Here is a 15666-nt window from a genome sequence, read left to right on the forward strand (position 1 = left end):
GTGAATCCCTATTGGGATGGTTGTAGCGTATCGACGGGCGGCGCGTCTTCGACGATCGGGGCCGGCGCGGGAACGCCGTCCAGAAGTTGGCGCGCAGCCACCACGCCGGGGGCGGCATACAGGGCCATCACCCAGCCGAACCCAAGCGACATCGGAATCACGGCCCCCAGCGCCGGTAGCAGCATCGGCCGCAGCAAAGGCTCCAGGTCCGCGACGCTGTCGATATCGTGCGGCCAGACCAGGCCCTGACCGAAGAAGCCGGCCGCCAGGATCGCGCCGACCGCAGCGTACATCAGGATCGCGCTGATCATGTAGATGATCCAGATCACCAGGTTCAGGCCCAGCAGCTTCCACATCTGGCCCCGCGCGATCGCCCAGCCTTCGGTGAAGGCGAACCGCTTCAGGATCAGGCTGGCCGGCGCGATCAGCGACACCCTCAACCACCCCCAGACCGACAGTGCGAAGACCAGCAGGCCATAGGCGATGAGCACGCCGATAGCCGTGGCATGGCCCTGGCTCCACAGCGCCAGGCCGATGCCGACCCCGATCAGAACCATGACGATCAGGACGATATACCAGATGAAGAAGACCGCTATCAGCGTCACGGCGACCCGGACCTCGTCCATGCCCAGACGCAGGAACAGGAACGGATCGCCACGGCCCGGCGAGAGGGTCGCGCGGGCCGCCGCCGTCCAGGTCAGCAGCATGACCAGGTACATGACGATGTTCATGCCGTTGACCGTCGCCTGCAGCCGGATCGACTCCGTCAGATAGGTGTCGAACGCCGCCTCTCTGTCCGGTGCGCCGATCATCGAGCCCAGGGCGGGGATCATCAGGCTGTACAAGACCGCGACCAGCGCCGTCATTATCAGGCCCCAGACGAACAGGCTCAGCGGCCGCCGGCGCAGCAGCACGAACGGCGCCCCGAGGGCGTCGTTGAAGGAAAAACCCGGCTTCATCGCGTCGTCTCCATCACTTCGGTTTGTCGGGCGACCAGTATTCCAGCTGTCGATAGGCGGCGCCGAGGAAGCCGATCGTCAGCGGCAGTTGCAGCCCGACCAGTCCCAGAACCCAGACGACCTCTCCGGTCCGCCCCGCCAGCATCCCGGTCCCGATCAGCGTCAGCAGCACGATCTTGGGCAGGGCCGTCGCGATCAGCCCCGCCAGCAGCGGCCAGAAGCTGCCGTAGGCGATGCCCATCGAGTTCAGCGACACCATCTGGCGTCGTCCCAGGGTGGCGGGCACGAACAGCGACAGTCGCACGAGGAGCAGCAACGGGATGGCCACCGCCCCGGCGGCGAGCACCGTCAGGACGCCGAGCTTCCACGGCGCGCCCACGGCGGCCCAGTCGCGCGCCTGGATGGCCTGAACGTTCAACTCCGCCATGCCGAAGATCGCCAGCACGACCAGGGCCAGGATCGACACGATCATGGACAGGAACAGCAGACACAGCAGCAGGGCGCCGACCAGACGCGCCTCGGGCGGCTTCGCCTGCAGACCCAGCGGCCCCAGACCCAGAGCGCGGGCCTCGGTCAGGTCGTCACGGATCGACAGCCGAGCCAACGCTCCGACCGCGACCAGGGCGGAGGCCGCGGCCGCCAGCGCCCATGCCCACCGCATCCACCCCTCGATGGGCCAGACCACAGGCAGCAACCAGAGCAACGCACACAGAATCAGCGCCCCGGCCGCACCCGACCACAGCCGAGGCAGAGCGCGAACCGTCGTCCCCAGCGCGGCCTGAAGGTTCAGGCGCCGGCCTCCGACATCCTTGTTGCTCATCAAGCCCCCTCGCCGAGCGTTCGGCCGATCATAGCGGGCGATACCACAAGCCGACCAGACGCCTGCTGACGAACACCATTCCCGTGTCTAAGAAGCCGCATGACTGACCTCTCCCCTATCCACGTGATCGGCGGCGGCCTCGCCGGATCCGAAGCCGCCTGGCAGATCGCCTCGGCGGGCGTCCCCGTCGTCCTGCACGAGATGCGCGGCGTGCCGGGCATCATGACCGACGCCCACCATACCGACGGTCTGGCCGAACTGGTGTGCTCCAACTCCTTCCGCTCCGACGACTGGGAGCACAATGCCGTGGGCCTGTTGCACGCCGAGATGCGGGCCCTCGGGTCGATCATCATGTCCTGCGGCGATGCGCATCAGGTGCCCGCCGGCGGCGCCCTGGCCGTCGACCGCGACGGATTTTCCCAGGCCGTGACCGCCAAACTGGAGGCCCATCCGCTGGTCACGATCCAGCGCGAGGAGATCGCCGGCCTGCCGCCGGAAGAGTGGGACAGCGTCATCGTCGCCACCGGCCCCCTGACCTCCCCGGCCCTGGCCGAGGCCATTCTGAAACTGACCGGCGAGGAGAGCCTGAGCTTCTTCGACGCCATCGCCCCCATCGTCCACGCCGAGTCGATCGACTTCGACATCGCCTGGCGTCAGTCGCGCTATGACAAGGAAGGCCCGGGCGGAGACGCCGCCGCCTATGTCAACTGCCCGATGAACAAGGCGCAGTACGAGGCCTTCGTCGACGCCCTGATCGACGGCCCCAAGGCCGAGTTCAAGGAGTGGGAGAACGTCCCCTATTTCGACGGCTGCCTGCCCATCGAGGTCATGGCCGAGCGCGGCCGCGAGACCCTGCGCCACGGCCCGATGAAGCCCGTCGGCCTGACCAACCCGCGCGATCCGCTGGTCAAGGCCCACGCCATCGTCCAGCTGCGTCAGGACAATGCGCTGGGCACCCTGTTCAACATCGTCGGCTTCCAGACCAAGCTGAAGCACGGCGCCCAGGCCGAGACCTTCCGCATGATCCCGGGCCTGCAGAACGCCCAGTTCGCGCGGCTCGGCGGCCTGCACCGCAACACCTATCTGAACAGCCCGCAGTTGCTGGACCGCCAATTGCGGATGAAGTCGATGCCGCGCCTGCGCTTCGCCGGTCAGGTCACGGGCGTGGAAGGCTATGTCGAGAGCGCCGCGACGGGCCTGCTGGCCGGTCGTCTCGCCGCCGCCGAACGGTTGGGCAAGTCGCTGGATGCGCCCGAGGCGGATACGGCCATCGGCGCCCTGGTCGAACACATCACCGGCGGCCATCTGGCGGGCTCGAAGTTCCAGCCGATGAATATCAACTATGGACTTCTGCCCCCGCTCGAGACGCCGAAGGTCGACGAGGCCGGGGTAAAGATCCCGATGAAGGAACGCGGCCGGGCCAAGAAGCGGCTGATGAGCATCCGGGCCCTGCGCGCGCTGGAAGCCTGGCGGGACGCGGCCTGATCGATGCTGGATCCGGTCAAGATCGCGATCCGCCGCAGGATCAACCAGCTGTTCAACGACTATGAGCGGGGCGAGCGGCCGGCCCTGCGCCGCGCCGACGCCCTGTTCCCGACCGACGCCGTGGCCTGGCGGGTCAACGGCGACATCGTCACCATGATGATCGGCGGGGTCTCGGGCCTGCTGCTGCAGATGCTGCATCCGGCGGTGCTGGCGGGCGTCTGGGATCACTCCGACTTCCGGGCCGACATGCACGGGCGGCTGAGGCGGACGGCCAAGTTCATCGCGGTCACCACCTTCGACCATGCCTCGAACGGACAGGCGGCCATCGACCGGGTCAAGGGCATCCATCGCAAGCTCGGCGGGACCCTGCCGGACGGAACGCCCTATCGCGTCGATGACCCGGCCCTGCTGGCCTGGGTCCATGTGACGGAGATCTCGAGCTTCCTCGACGCCTGGGTCCGCTATGGCGATCCGGACATGTCGGCAGCGGACCAGGATGCCTATTTCGACGAGATGGCGCGCATCGGTCTGGCCCTCGGCGCCGACCCCGTGCCTCGCGACCGCGCCTCGGCCGAGGCCCTGATCCAGTCGATGCGGCCTCAGCTCAAGGCCGACGCCCGCACGCGCGAGGTCGCCGCCCTCGTCATGGGTCAGAGGATCGGCGGCCCGGCCGAGGGCGTCGCTGCCGGTCTGGTCATGGCCGCCGGCGCGGACCTGTTGCCGGACTGGGCCCGCGCCATGCACGGACTCCCGGCGGCGCGGCCCGCCCAGCGGTTCGGCGCGCGCTCCCTGGCCCGCACCCTGGACTGGGTCTATCAGGGCTCGCCCAACCGCAAGGTCTGGCCCGATCAGGTCCGCGTCTGGCCAGAGTAGCTAGGCCAGCCAGAACCAGGCGCACAGGGCGAACTGCGCCGCGGTCGCCAGCACCACGCCCGAGACCAGCATCAGCTCGACCCGATCCGGCCGCCGAGGGGGCGCACTCTTCGAGGGAGACAGGGCTTTGGACACGGCGGGAAAGGGGTGAACGCTCAACAAATCGACTCCGGCGACCGGCCAAGAGTACACGATTCGCATCACCACTTGAGCGGGCCGGGGCAGACGTCGATCTCTACCTCTGCGTGCCTGGCGTCCGTTTCTACTGCAGTCGCGCCCGTCTCAGGTCCTGGAGATTGGCCGAGCCGGTGCAAAAACACGCGGTGCGCAGCTGGCGGATGACGATCTGGAAATGGTCGACCACCGCCTCGGTCGAGACGGTCGCGGCCTTGAGCACGCCGGCCGCCTGACCGACGATGTCGGCGCCCAGCCGGATGGCCCTGGCCGCATCGACGCCGTCGCGGACCCCGCCCGATCCGATCAGGACCATGTCCGGACAGGCCGCCCGCGCCTGGGCGATCGCCACGGCGGTTGGAATGCCCCAGTCGGCGAAGGCCAGCGCATGCGCCCTGTCGGCCGGATGGGCCGCCCGCTCACCCTCGATCAGCCCCCAGTTCGCCCCGCCCGCTCCGGCCACATCGAGCCCGGCCACACCCATCTCCGCCAGACGTCGCGCCGTCGCCGCCGACAGACCGGCGCCCGTCTCCTTGACCACCACTGGCGCGTCCAACCGCCGCACCAGCGCCTCAAGCGCCGCGCCGACGCCCCACCAATCACGATCGCCCTCGGGCTGACAGGCTTCCTGCAGAGGGTTCAGATGGACGATCAGGGCGTCGGCCCCGATCATGTCGACGACCCGCCGCGCCTCCTCGAGGCCGAAGCCCCGCGTCAGCTGGGCCGCGCCGATATTGGCCAGGATCGGCATGTCCGGCGCCCGCCGACGCAGAGACTGGTCCAGACCGCTCGCCCCGCCCTCAAGCGCCGCCCGCTGGGATCCCACCGCCAGGGCGATGCCCAGCGCCTGCGCCGCCTCGGCCAGATGGGCGTTGATCGTCTCGGCCCGGGCGGGTCCGCCGGTCATCGAACTGATCAGCAGCGGCGCCTTCAGTCGTCGGCCGAGGAAGTCAGCACCGAGGTCGATCTTGGCGTGATCCAGATCCGGCAGGGCCTCGTGCACGAAGCGGATCGCATCGAACCCGGCGTCGTGCGCATGCCGTCCGCCGCCCGCCAGAACGACGTCCAGATGCTGGTCCTTGCGGTCGCGGATCACGTCGTCGGCCATGCAAGACTGCTTAGCGGCATGACGCCACGGTTGGAACAGCGGCCGCGCAGGCGTATCCTGCCGTCCATGCTTCCCGTGTGGTTCACCCTGCTGACCCTGGCCGTCTTCTTCCTCATGGAGGGCGTCGCCTGGTGGACCCATCGCTATATCATGCACGGGCCCCTGGGATGGGGGTGGCACCGCGATCACCACGAGCCCCACGACAAGATGTTCGAGACCAACGACCTCTATGGCGTCGTCGGCGCGATCGTGGGGACCGGCCTGTTCGTCATCGCCTGGCTGACGGGTCTCTGGTGGGTGCGAGCCATCGCCTTGGGGGTGACCCTCTACGGCGCCGTCTACGCCTTCGTGCACGACGGACTGGTGCATCAGCGCTGGCCGTTTCACTGGATGCCGAAGAACGGCTACGCCCGCCGTCTGGTTCAGGCGCACAAACTGCATCACGCGGTCCAGACGCGGGAAGGCGCCGTGTCGTTCGGCTTCGTCTTCGCCCCTGACCCGCACCGTCTCAGCGCCGTCCTGAAGGCCCGCCGCACCGAACGCGCCGCCCAGGCCCCGGAGTGACAGCCGGCCGCCAGAGCGCGATCGGGCTGGGCCTCGCCGCCCTGATCGTCGGCGGCTGGGCGACGCTGCATGTCTGGGGCGTCTTCTTCCAGCCTTTGACCTGGCCCGCAGTTGCGGTCGTGCCGCTGATCATCCTGACCCAGAGCTGGCTCGGCGCCGGCATGTTCATCGTCGCCCACGACGCCATGCACGGCTCGCTGGCGCCCGGCCGTCCGCGCGTGAACGCCGTGGTGGGTCAGATCTGCGTCGGGGCCTATGCCGCCTTCTCCTACCGCAAGCTCAGCGGCAGCCACCATCAGCATCACCAGACGCCCGGCCAGGCCGAGGACCCGGACTTCCACGCCGCCCGACCCGAGGCTTTCGCGCCCTGGTTCTACAGCTTCTTCATGCGCTATTTCGGCGGGCGGGAGTTCGCCATCGTGACGGCTGTGCTGATCGCCTATCTGCTGATCGGCGCCCATGTCGCCAACGTGATCCTGTTCTGGGCGCTACCGGCGATCCTGAGCGCGCTGCAGCTGTTCGTCTTCGGCACCTGGCTGCCGCATCGACACGACCAGGGCGCCGAGGCCTTCGCCGACCGTCACAATGCGCGGACGATTCCGATGCCGTGGATCGCATCACTGCTGACCTGTTTCCACTTCGGCATGCACCACGAGCACCATCTTTCGCCGGGGACGCCGTGGTGGCGGTTGCCGGACGTCCGGCGCGACATCGTCAGACCCGGGTCCACAACCCCGGTCTAGGCGGCGGCGCCTTCCCGCGATCGAGGACCTGGGTCCAGATCGCGATCATCGCCCCCCGCCCGAACAGCCACAGCTTCATCGGCCGGCCGACCGACACCCGCTTGACCCACACGCCCGGCCCGCGCCGGCGGACCTTGCGGCCGATCTCGCGATAGATGCCGCGCGCCGCCGCGATCGCCATCGAGGATCGGAACGGCAGGCCCCGCAATCCGTCCCGCGCGCTATCGTAATAGGGCTCGGCCGCGGCCAGAAGACGTTGGGTCACGGCATGCACCACCGCCCGGTTCGCCGGATCCGCCACGGCCTGGGCCGTCGGTTCCAGCCCCGCCGCGACCAACCAGTCCGACGGCAGATAGACGCGGCCGTCCTCGGCGTCCTCGATCACGTCGCGCGAGATATTGGTCAGCTGGAAGGCCAGACCCAGATCCTGGGCCCGGCGCAGGACCTCGGGGTCGGTCACCCCCATCACGCGGGCCATCATGACCCCGACGACCCCGGCGACATGCCAGCAATAGGCCATGACGTCGTCGAGCGTCCGATACTCCCGATGCTCCACGTCCATGGCGAAGCCGTCGATCAGATCCATCGCCCAGCGCTCCGGCAGGCGATGGCGGATGGCGACGCGCTGGAAGGCGGCAAAGGTCGGGTCAGGCATGGGTTCGCCGGTCATGGCGCGCCGGGTCATGTCGTAGAGGCGGGCCAGACGTCGCTGCTGCTCCTCGACCGACAATTCCTCGTGGCCGAAGCCGTGGTCCTGTCCGTCGATCTCGTCGTCGCAGGCCCGGCACCAGGCGTAGAGCAGCCAGGCGTCCTCGCGCACCGCCGGTTCGAACAGCCGCGAGGCGGAGCGGAAGCTCTTTGACCCCTTGGTGATCGAGGCCTTGGAGGCGGCGAGGACGGCGTCGGTCATTGGCTCTGCGCGGCCTGTTCCAGCATCAGCCCCGCCGTCGCCTTGGCCGAACCGACCACGCCGGGGATGCCCGCCCCCGGATGGGTGCCGGCCCCGACAACATACAGGTTCGGGATGACATCGTCGCGATTGTGCGGCCGGAACCAGGCGCTCTGCGTCAAGATGGGCTCCAGCGAGAAGGCCGAGCCCAGGTGGGCGTTGAGGTCTTCCTTGAAATCGGCAGGGGTCCAGATGCGCGTCGTCACCAGATCACGCCGCAGGTTCGGGATGTACCGTTCCTCGAGGTAGTCGATAATCTTCTCGCGATACTCAGGCCCCCTGGTCTCCCAATCGATGTCGGCGGCGCCGAGGTGCGGGACGGGCGACAGGACGTAGTGGCTGCTCATCCCCTCGGGCGCCATCGACGGGTCGGTGGCGCAGGGCGCGTGCAGATAGAGGGAAAAGTCCTCGGGCAGGGTCGGACCCGAGAAGATCTCAGAGATCAGTTCGCGATAGCGCGGACCGAAACAGATCGTGTGATGCGCCAGCTGCGGCTGGGGCTTTGACGTGCCGAAGTGCAGCACGAACAGCGACATCGAGAACCGCTTGGATTTCAGCGATTTCGCCTTCGCCTTTCCGCGCGGGGTCCGGCCCAGAAGCTTGTCGTAGGTGTGGACCACATCGGCGTTCGACGCGACCATGTCGGCTGGAATCGTCTCGCCGGTGTCGAGGGTCACGCCGGTCGCCCGGTCGCCTTCAGTCTCGATGCGCTCAACGGAGGTGTTCAGGCGGACGGTCCCGCCCAGATCCTCGAACCCCTTCACCAGCCCGGCGATCAGGGCCCCGGTGCCGCCGCGCGCGAACCAGACGCCGCCGCGCCGCTCCAGCGCGTGGATCAGAGCATAGACGGAACTGGTCTTGAACGGATCGCCGCCGACCAGCAGCGTATGGAAGCTGAAGGCCTGCTGCAGATGCGGGTCCTCGATGTAGCGGGCGACCATGGCATGGACGCTGTTCCAGCTTTCCAGCCGGGCCAGCTCCGGCGCCGCCTTGATCATCGACCAGAAGGACTGGAACGGCACGGCGCCCAGTTTGAGGTATCCCTCCTGGTACAGCGCCTCGGAATAGGCGTGGAACTTGTTGTAGCCCTCGACGTCGGCCGGGTTGAAGGCCGCGATCTGGCGCTCCATCGCGGCCTGGTCGTCGTTGTAATCGAACGACGCCCCGTCCTCCCAGCACAGCCGATAGAAGGGATCGACCGGCAGAAGTTCGGCATAGTCGGACAGTGACCGGCCCGTGCCTTCGAACAGGTCGGTCAGACAGTCGGGGTCGGTGATGACCGTGGGGCCGGCGTCGAAGGTGAAGCCCTGTTCCTTCCAGACGTAGGCGCGGCCGCCGGGCTTGTCGCGCTTCTCGATCAGGGTTGTCTGCACGCCCGCGCGCTGGAGGCGGATGGCCAGGGCGATGCCTCCGAAGCCGGCGCCGATCACTACCGCGCGCCTGGCCGTCACGTCTCTCATTCCGCTTTTCCTCGCCCGGATTCCCGGAGTTGCCTCAGCGCCCGACCGACGGGCACGGGGGGTTTTCCCGCCAGGATGCGGACCTTGTCCAGCGCCGTACTGGCGCCTGCGTAGAAACGCCTCACCAGGGGTTCCGGCAAACCGTAGAAGCGTCGCAGCACCTTCCACCGTTCCCTCGGCTCCGCCGCCCGGAACAGCATCCGGTCGAGCAGCCGATAATAGGCGCGCCTGGCCCAGAGCGATTTCGAATATCCCTCAATCAGGGCCCGCAGAGCGGCCGATGACAGGTCGTCGGCCTCCGCCACCAGTCGCGCCACGGCGACCGCATCCGGCAGGGAGTATCCCGTCGTCGGGTGGAACAGCGCTCCGGCCAGGCCCGCGCGCGCCACCGGCGGCCCCTCGGCCCAGAAGGCGTCGATGTCGCCGTCCAGCGCGATGGGCAGGACGCCCTCCTCCTCGCCGACCACGGCCTCGACGGTCCAGCCACGCGAGCGGATGTAGGCGTCGATTCGCCGGTTCAGCAGGGCCCGGTCCAGCATCGGCCCATCGACATAATAGGTGTCCTCTACCAGCACCGTCCGCTCATCGAACGGCAGTAGATAGACGAACCGGTAGGCGTCGCCCTGCCCCACCGTGGCGTCCATGATCGTCGGACGCGTCAGGCCGTGCGGCTGGGTCAGCCTTACCGTCCGGCCGACGAACAGCTGCCAGCCAAGGTCCAGATGCGGCGTCGGCGCGGGGCCCCGCGCGTCGATCACCCCGGCTGCCCGCAGCACCCGCCCGTCTGACAAGGTCACACCGTCGGGTTGGACCTCGACCGCCCCGCCCTTGATCAGCCGGTCACCCAGCAGCGGCGCGACGGTCGCATGCAGCCGATCCGACGTCAGGCTGTTGTACGGCGTCTCCAGCACCCGGCTCAGCCCCGGAAAGAAGACCTCGTACCCGTCCGGCCAGCGGTGCGGAGTCGCGGGCTCCAGCCAGGCGCGATCCCTGGCCGGAATGTCGCCATCGAAGAAGGACCAGGTGTGCTCGCCACCCAGCCGCCCGTCCCGTTCGACCACCGCGACGCGCAACTCCGGCCGGTCGAGCGCCAGTCGCCAGGCGATCAGGCTGGAGGCCAGACCGCCGCCGACGAGGATCAGATCATGCTCGAGCGCAGCCATGTCCGATCCTTAAACGAAAGAGGCCCCGACGCGAACGCATCGAGGCCTCCCTGAAAATGCAGTCTCTGCGTAATCAGCAGAAATCTGCGTAGCCATCGTCACCGAAATCGCCGGCTGACAGCTGGCTTTGCGTTGTCGAAATCGCCGCCAACTCACCGAATGGCGGCGAACGGCAATCGACTACTCCTTGGGTTCGATCGCCAGCGCGTAGGCGCCCGACTGGCCCGAGGAGAAGCTGCGGGCGCGGATGACGTAATCGCCCTCTTCCTCGACCGCCCAATCGACCTTGGCATGCGTGTCCGACAGGCTGTCGTCGTCCGAGACCACCGAGGTGAAGACGCCGGCCTCATCCTCGCGGCCGATATCGATGAAGGCGTCGAACTCGTTGGAAACCATGGTCAAACGCAGCTTATCGCCAGCCTTCACCGAGATCTTGTAGGCATCGTAGAAGCTGCCGTCCTCGGCCAGGGCGTCGTCCTCGCCCAGCGTGCCGCGCGCCGTGGCGCCGACGAGGATGCTGCCCGGCAGGGGCTGCGGACCGCGATCCAGCAGCTCCAGCGAATACAGACCGTCGGCGTCCGCATAGAGCGGCGAGGCGCGGACGATGAACTCCCCGTCGGACGGCAGGATGTAGTTCAGGCGCGAGTCCGTGCCTTCGCCCAGACCGTCGTCGTCCGAGGCCATGGCGTAGAAGTCGCCCTCCGGGCTGCCGACCTGAAGGTAGGTGTCGAAGTCGCCCGAGCGCATGATCAGCTGGATGCGGTTTCCGGCCGTACCACTGAAGGCATAGGCGTCGAAACCACGGCTCTCGTCGTCGCGCGGATCTTCGGCGACGATCTCGCCCTGCACCGTCGCGGCCCAGGACAAGGCGACCGGCGCCGGCAGCGGCGGCGCCTCCTCGAACGTCAGGGTGTAGGCGCCCGCGCCTTCACCGGTGAAGGCGCGGGCCTCGATCGTGTACTGGCCGTCGGACGGGATGGTGTAGGTCAGGCGGGAGTTGGTGCCCTCGCCCGCGCCGTCGTCGTCCGAATCCAGCGCATAACGACCGCCGGCTTCGTCGGAATTCTCCGAGAACAGCTCGAGATAGGTATCGAAGGCGTCCGAGCTCATGGTCGCGACGATCCGCTGGCCCGTCGTTCCGGTGAAGGCGTAGGCGTCGGCGCGCGTGCCGAAGGCGTTGCCACCGTCGTCGGCGTCCAGCGAAGCCTCGACCGTCTCGCCGACGGCGATCGGACGCGCCACCAACGGCGGCGGGGCCTCGGCCAGGGCCAGCTCGTAGTCGCCGTCGGTCGAACCATCGAGGGGGGCGGCGCGGATCACATATTCGCCGTTCGAGGGGGCGGTGAAGATCAGATAGGAGTTCAGGCCGCCGGCGCCGGAGTCGTCGTTCTGGGCCAGTTCCTCAAACGCACCGCCGCGCCCCATGCGGCCCACACGCACGATCGGATCGAAGTCCTCGCTCTCGAGCGTGATGGCGAACCGCTCGCCCTGACGCGCCCGGAAGCTGTAGCCGTTGTAGGTGTACTCTCCGTACTGCCCGTCCTCTTCGCTCGGGCTGCGGTCGCTGATCGCGCCGTCGACGTCGTCGCCCATGCGGATGGCGGTCGGGCGCGGGGCGCGGGGCGCGGGCCCGCGGTCGGTCACCTGGATGGTGTAGTCGCCACCTTCCAGACCGGCCAGGGTGCGGGCGCGGATGATGTAGGTTCCGTTGTCGGCCGAGAAGCGCAGGCGCGAGTTGGTGCCCTCGCCCAGGCCGTCGTCGTCCATGGCGATCGCCTCGCCCGTATCCGAGCCCTCATAGGCTTCCAGATAGGTGTCGAAGACGGCCGACCGCATCGTGACTTCCAGTCGCTGGCCGTCGCGAGCCTGGATCGACCAGGTGTCGTAGAGGTACTGGCCGAGCTCCTCGCTATCGACCTTGGTGTCCTCTGCGGTCAGCTGACCGTTGACCGTCTGGCCGAAGCGCAGCGGCGTGGCGTCCTGGGCCGCGGCCTGGCCGGCAGCGAACAGCGCGATCACGCTGACGGTCATGATGAAGGTAGAGCGGCGCATTGAAAGTCCCCTGTTCTGTGGAGGCAACATAGACGCTGAACCGTGACGCCTGTAAATCGCCCGAACCTTATCGAATCCTGACGAAAGAGGGCCTCCCATGGCCGGACCTGACACGCGCGCGGCGATCATCGACGGCAAGGCCTTCGCCGCCGGTCTGGTGGAGCGGGTCGCCGCCGCCTCGGCGCGGCTGGAGGCGACCCACGGGTTCAAGCCGGGGCTGGCCGTGGTCATCGTCGGCGAGGATCCCGCCAGCCAGATCTACGTCCGTAACAAGGGCGAGACGACCGCCCGCGCCGGGATGCGCTCGGATACCCACCGCCTGCCTGACACGATCAGCCAGGCCGAACTGCTGGCCCTGGTCGGGACGCTGAACGCTGACGCCGGCATCCACGGCATCCTGGTCCAGCTGCCCCTGCCCGCGCAGATCGATGCCTCGGCGGTGCTGGGCGCGATCGACCCGGACAAGGACGTGGATGGGTTCCATGTCGTCAACGCCGGGCGGCTGGCGGTCGGCCTGCCCGGTCTCGTACCCTGCACCCCCCTGGGTTCGACCATGCTGCTGAAGCATCAGCTCGGCGACCTGTCGGGCCTGAACGCCGTGATCGTCGGGCGCTCGAACATCGTGGGCAAGCCGATGGCCCAGTTGCTGCTGGCCGAGAATTGCACCGTCACCATCGCCCACTCGCGCAGCCGCGACCTGCCGGCCCTTTGCCGCGCCGCCGACATCCTGGTCGCCGCCGTGGGCCGGCCGGAGATGATCCGGGGCGACTGGATCAAGCCGGGCGCGACCGTGATTGACGTCGGCATCAACCGCGTCCCCTCGGCCGACCCGGTCAAGGCGGCCGAGGGCAGGACACGAGTCGTCGGCGACGTCGCCTTTGCTGAGGCCGTCACGGTCGCCGGGGCGATCACGCCGGTCCCGGGAGGCGTCGGCCCGATGACCATCGCCTGCCTCCTGGCCAACACCTATAACGCCGCCTGCCGCGCGGCCGGGATCGAGCCGGAACGTCTGGACGCTTGAAGCGGCGTCACGAACCGCTGATAGTCCCGGGGTGACCTGCGGCGATCGGCCGTCGGATGGAGGGGTTCATGGCTCGCAGCGCATCTCGTCTCGTCGGTTCAGTCGCCATCATTCTCGCTGCCCAGAGCGTGGCGGCCTGTGGCTACAACACCATCCCGACCAAGCAGGAGCGCGCCCAGGCGGCGTGGGCCGACGTCCAGAGCCAGTATCAGCGGCGCGCCGACCTGATTCCCAATCTCGTCGCCACCGTCCAGGGCTCAGCCATCCAGGAGCGCACGACCCTGACCCAGGTGATCGAGGCCCGCGCCCGGGCCACGGCGGTCCAGATCACGCCCGAGACGCTCAGCGATCCCGCCGCCTTCCAGGCCTTTCAGGCGGCGCAGGGCCAGTTGACCAGCGCCCTGTCGCGCCTGCTGGTGACGGTCGAGGCCTATCCTCAGCTGCAGGCCAACCAGAACTTCCTCCAGCTCCAGTCGCAGCTCGAAGGCACCGAGAATCGCATCACCATCGCGCGACGCGACTACAACGAGGCGGTTCGCGACTACAATACGAGTCTGCGCACCTTCCCGACCGTGATCTGGGCCAAGACCGCCTTCGCGGGTGAGGAGCCGATGCAGCTGTTCACCGCGACGACCGAGGCCCAGAGCGCGCCCCAGGTGCAGTTCAGTCTCGACGGCCAGACACCGGTCGCGACCGGCGGCGCGGCCGCCGCCGTCGCCCCCGGTTCGACGCCGCCCGCCCGGTGAGCCCGATCAAGTCGGTTCGGCCGACACACTCTCTTCTGGCCATCCTCATCGCGGGTCTGACGGTTCTGTTCGCGCTCGTCCCGCACGCCTTTGCGGCCGACCCGACCTTCCCCGCCCTGTCCGGTCGTGTCGTCGATCAAGCCCAGCTGCTGACGCCCGACACAGAGGCTGCGATCACCGCCAAATTGGCCCAGCTGGAGACGGACACGGGCGACCAGTTTGTCGTCGTCACCCTCGACAGCCTCCAGGACTATGAGATCGAAGACTACGGCTACCGCCTCGGGCGCGCCTGGGGCATCGGCAATGCGGAGAATGACAGCGGCGTGCTGCTGATCGTGGCTCCCAATGAACGCAAGGTCCGGCTGGAGGTCGGCTACGGCCTTGAGCCCGTTCTGACCGACGCCCTGTCCAACCAGATCATCCAGACCGACATCCTGCCGCCGTTCCGCGACGGCGGCTATGCCTTGGGGATCGAGGCCGGGGTAGACGCCGTCATCGCCCAGTTGCGCCTGGACCCCGCAGAGGCCGCGGCCCGCGCCGCCGAGGCCGCGCCCAGCGAGGCGGAGGCGCCGATCTTCCCAGGCATCGTCATAGCCCTGATTTTCATCTTTTTCTTCCTGAGCTTGCTGCGCGGCATCGGGCGGCGGGGACGCAAACGCGGCGCGCGGCGTAGCGGAATCGATCCGATCCTCGTCTGGGGCGCGGCGGAAATCCTGTCCAATGTCTCGCGGGGGTCTTCGGGGAGTTCGGGGGGCAGCTTCGGCGGGTTCTCCGGCGGCGGCGGCAGCTTCGGCGGCGGGGGGGCCTCGGGCGGATGGTGATGCGACTGAACTCCGGCGAACACGCGCGCGTCGCGAGCGCCATCGCGGCGGCGGAGGCGCGCACCTACGGCGAAATCTTCTGCGTCCTGGCGGGACGGGTCTCGAGCTATCGCGACATCAGCCTGGCCTGGGCGGCAGCGGCGGCCCTGCTCCTGCCGCTCATGCTGATCCCGTTCGGGTTCGAGGCCGCCTGGTTTCCGGGGCTGGCCGACCACTGGGAGGCCGGGCATCTGGCGGCCCTGAATCTGACCATCGGTCGGGCCATCGGGGTCTATGCGGTGGTGCAGGCCGCTGTGTTCCTGGCGGTCTATGTCCTGTTGCGGATCCCCGTCCTGACCCGGCTGACCACGCCGCGCGGGGTGCGCCGTGACCGGACGCGCCAGGCGGCCATGCATCAGTTCCTGGCCCACGGCCTGCATGTCACCGAGCATCGCACCGGCGTGCTGATCTTCGCCGCCATGGCCGATCGACAGGTCGAGGTCATCGCCGACAAGGGCATCCATTCGCGTGTCGATCAGGCGATCTGGGCCGAGGCGGTCCAGGTTCTGACCGAGGGGCTACGCGACCGACGCGCTGCCGAAGGCTTCGAACGGGCCATCGCCCTGGTGGGTGGCGTCCTGGCCGAACACTTCCCGCCGAGGCCGCGCAATCCGAACGAAGTGCCCGATCGACTGGTCGAGATCTGACGCTGCGCGCGGTCTCGCTTTCGGCGGGGAATTGGCCTAGCC

At 68.4% G+C, this 15666-nt stretch carries 16 protein-coding genes; 8 read left to right on the forward strand and 8 right to left on the reverse strand.

Annotated elements, in window-relative coordinates; all coding sequences use genetic code 11:
• Positions 1–8: 8 nt before the first annotated feature.
• Both ACP7AB_RS07520 and ACP7AB_RS07525 read right to left on the reverse strand, forming a co-directional pair.
• Entirely contained in the window at positions 9–959 is a 951-nt protein-coding gene (locus ACP7AB_RS07520) for a hypothetical protein (RefSeq protein WP_425989628.1), read from the reverse strand.
• 13 nt (positions 960–972) lie between these two features.
• Positions 973–1779, reverse strand: a complete 807-nt coding sequence (locus ACP7AB_RS07525; RefSeq protein WP_425989627.1) for a hypothetical protein — start codon at positions 1777–1779, stop codon at positions 973–975.
• A 99-nt stretch (positions 1780–1878) separates the two neighbouring features.
• Between ACP7AB_RS07525 and trmFO the strand changes: the two genes are divergently transcribed.
• Together trmFO and ACP7AB_RS07535 are read left to right on the forward strand one after the other, a co-directional pair.
• Positions 1879–3264, forward strand: coding sequence for a methylenetetrahydrofolate--tRNA-(uracil(54)-C(5))-methyltransferase (FADH(2)-oxidizing) TrmFO (gene trmFO / locus ACP7AB_RS07530; protein WP_425989625.1), 1386 nt, complete (start codon positions 1879–1881; stop codon positions 3262–3264).
• A 3-nt stretch (positions 3265–3267) separates the two neighbouring features.
• Positions 3268–4137 carry an oxygenase MpaB family protein gene (locus ACP7AB_RS07535; protein ID WP_425989623.1) on the forward strand — a complete coding sequence of 290 codons (870 nt, stop codon included), beginning with the start codon at positions 3268–3270 and terminating at the stop codon, positions 4135–4137.
• On the opposite strand, the gene ACP7AB_RS07540 is transcribed toward ACP7AB_RS07535, so the two are convergent.
• Positions 4138–4296 (reverse strand): hypothetical protein, encoded by a 159-nt coding sequence (locus tag ACP7AB_RS07540; RefSeq protein ID WP_425989621.1) that lies wholly within the window; start codon positions 4294–4296, stop codon positions 4138–4140.
• A gap of 103 nt (positions 4297–4399) precedes the next feature.
• Positions 4400–5419, reverse strand: coding sequence for a type 2 isopentenyl-diphosphate Delta-isomerase (fni, locus tag ACP7AB_RS07545; RefSeq protein WP_425989619.1), 1020 nt, complete (start codon positions 5417–5419; stop codon positions 4400–4402).
• Positions 5420–5437: 18 nt separating this feature from the next.
• Here fni and ACP7AB_RS07550 point away from each other — a divergent pair, with 18 nt between their 5' ends.
• Together ACP7AB_RS07550 and ACP7AB_RS07555 are read left to right on the forward strand one after the other, a co-directional pair.
• Positions 5438–5983 (forward strand): sterol desaturase family protein, encoded by a 546-nt coding sequence (locus tag ACP7AB_RS07550; protein ID WP_426046126.1) that lies wholly within the window; start codon positions 5438–5440, stop codon positions 5981–5983.
• The gene (locus ACP7AB_RS07555) at positions 5980–6726 is read left to right on the forward strand and encodes a fatty acid desaturase (protein ID WP_425989616.1); all 747 of its coding nucleotides are present in this window, start codon (positions 5980–5982) and stop codon (positions 6724–6726) included. The genes ACP7AB_RS07550 and ACP7AB_RS07555 overlap by 4 nt, the downstream gene beginning before the upstream one ends.
• Here the strand turns inward: ACP7AB_RS07555 and ACP7AB_RS07560 are convergent.
• From ACP7AB_RS07560 to ACP7AB_RS07575, 4 genes are all read right to left on the reverse strand, one after another.
• Positions 6698–7636 (reverse strand): phytoene/squalene synthase family protein, encoded by a 939-nt coding sequence (locus tag ACP7AB_RS07560; protein WP_425989614.1) that lies wholly within the window; start codon positions 7634–7636, stop codon positions 6698–6700. The two genes, ACP7AB_RS07555 and ACP7AB_RS07560, sit on opposite strands and share 29 nt — an antisense overlap.
• Entirely contained in the window at positions 7633–9135 is a 1503-nt protein-coding gene (locus ACP7AB_RS07565; protein ID WP_425989612.1) for a phytoene desaturase, read from the reverse strand. Before ACP7AB_RS07565 ends, ACP7AB_RS07560 begins: the two co-directional genes overlap by 4 nt.
• Positions 9132–10298, reverse strand: a complete 1167-nt coding sequence (gene crtY, locus ACP7AB_RS07570) for a lycopene beta-cyclase CrtY (RefSeq protein WP_425989610.1) — start codon at positions 10296–10298, stop codon at positions 9132–9134. The genes ACP7AB_RS07565 and crtY overlap by 4 nt, the downstream gene beginning before the upstream one ends.
• Before the next feature lie 180 nt (positions 10299–10478).
• A complete protein-coding gene (locus ACP7AB_RS07575; protein ID WP_425989608.1) occupies positions 10479–12350 on the reverse strand; it encodes a PPC domain-containing protein in 1872 nt (623 codons plus the stop codon).
• 97 nt (positions 12351–12447) lie between these two features.
• Here ACP7AB_RS07575 and ACP7AB_RS07580 point away from each other — a divergent pair, with 97 nt between their 5' ends.
• From ACP7AB_RS07580 to ACP7AB_RS07595, 4 genes are all read left to right on the forward strand, one after another.
• The gene (locus tag ACP7AB_RS07580) at positions 12448–13371 is read left to right on the forward strand and encodes a bifunctional methylenetetrahydrofolate dehydrogenase/methenyltetrahydrofolate cyclohydrolase (protein ID WP_425989606.1); all 924 of its coding nucleotides are present in this window, start codon (positions 12448–12450) and stop codon (positions 13369–13371) included.
• A gap of 68 nt (positions 13372–13439) precedes the next feature.
• Positions 13440–14117: a LemA family protein gene (locus ACP7AB_RS07585; protein ID WP_425989604.1), complete on the forward strand. Its 678-nt coding sequence runs from the start codon at positions 13440–13442 to the stop codon at positions 14115–14117.
• Positions 14114–14938 carry a TPM domain-containing protein gene (locus tag ACP7AB_RS07590; protein ID WP_425989602.1) on the forward strand — a complete coding sequence of 275 codons (825 nt, stop codon included), beginning with the start codon at positions 14114–14116 and terminating at the stop codon, positions 14936–14938. The genes ACP7AB_RS07585 and ACP7AB_RS07590 overlap by 4 nt, the downstream gene beginning before the upstream one ends.
• Complete coding sequence (locus ACP7AB_RS07595; protein ID WP_425989600.1) at positions 14938–15624, forward strand: TPM domain-containing protein; 687 nt, start codon at positions 14938–14940, stop codon at positions 15622–15624. The genes ACP7AB_RS07590 and ACP7AB_RS07595 overlap by 1 nt, the downstream gene beginning before the upstream one ends.
• Positions 15625–15666 lie beyond the last annotated feature (42 nt).

The sequence above is a fragment of the Brevundimonas sp. TWP3-1-2b1 genome (genome assembly GCF_049896165.1).
In the GTDB taxonomy this organism is placed as follows: domain Bacteria; phylum Pseudomonadota; class Alphaproteobacteria; order Caulobacterales; family Caulobacteraceae; genus Brevundimonas; species Brevundimonas subvibrioides_B.

Coding starts and splice junctions, on each gene's coding strand:
- ACP7AB_RS07520 (WP_425989628.1), bottom strand. CDS start 959: ATGAAGCCGGGTTTTTCCTTCAACGACGCCCTCGGGGCGCCGTTCGTG.
- ACP7AB_RS07525 (WP_425989627.1), bottom strand. CDS start 1,779: ATGAGCAACAAGGATGTCGGAGGCCGGCGCCTGAACCTTCAGGCCGCG.
- trmFO (WP_425989625.1), top strand. CDS start 1,879: ATGACTGACCTCTCCCCTATCCACGTGATCGGCGGCGGCCTCGCCGGA.
- ACP7AB_RS07535 (WP_425989623.1), top strand. CDS start 3,268: ATGCTGGATCCGGTCAAGATCGCGATCCGCCGCAGGATCAACCAGCTG.
- fni (WP_425989619.1), bottom strand. CDS start 5,419: ATGGCCGACGACGTGATCCGCGACCGCAAGGACCAGCATCTGGACGTC.
- ACP7AB_RS07550 (WP_426046126.1), top strand. CDS start 5,438: ATGACGCCACGGTTGGAACAGCGGCCGCGCAGGCGTATCCTGCCGTCC.
- ACP7AB_RS07560 (WP_425989614.1), bottom strand. CDS start 7,636: ATGACCGACGCCGTCCTCGCCGCCTCCAAGGCCTCGATCACCAAGGGG.
- ACP7AB_RS07565 (WP_425989612.1), bottom strand. CDS start 9,135: ATGAGAGACGTGACGGCCAGGCGCGCGGTAGTGATCGGCGCCGGCTTC.
- crtY (WP_425989610.1), bottom strand. CDS start 10,298: ATGGCTGCGCTCGAGCATGATCTGATCCTCGTCGGCGGCGGTCTGGCC.
- ACP7AB_RS07575 (WP_425989608.1), bottom strand. CDS start 12,350: ATGCGCCGCTCTACCTTCATCATGACCGTCAGCGTGATCGCGCTGTTC.
- ACP7AB_RS07580 (WP_425989606.1), top strand. CDS start 12,448: ATGGCCGGACCTGACACGCGCGCGGCGATCATCGACGGCAAGGCCTTC.
- ACP7AB_RS07585 (WP_425989604.1), top strand. CDS start 13,440: ATGGCTCGCAGCGCATCTCGTCTCGTCGGTTCAGTCGCCATCATTCTC.
- ACP7AB_RS07595 (WP_425989600.1), top strand. CDS start 14,938: ATGCGACTGAACTCCGGCGAACACGCGCGCGTCGCGAGCGCCATCGCG.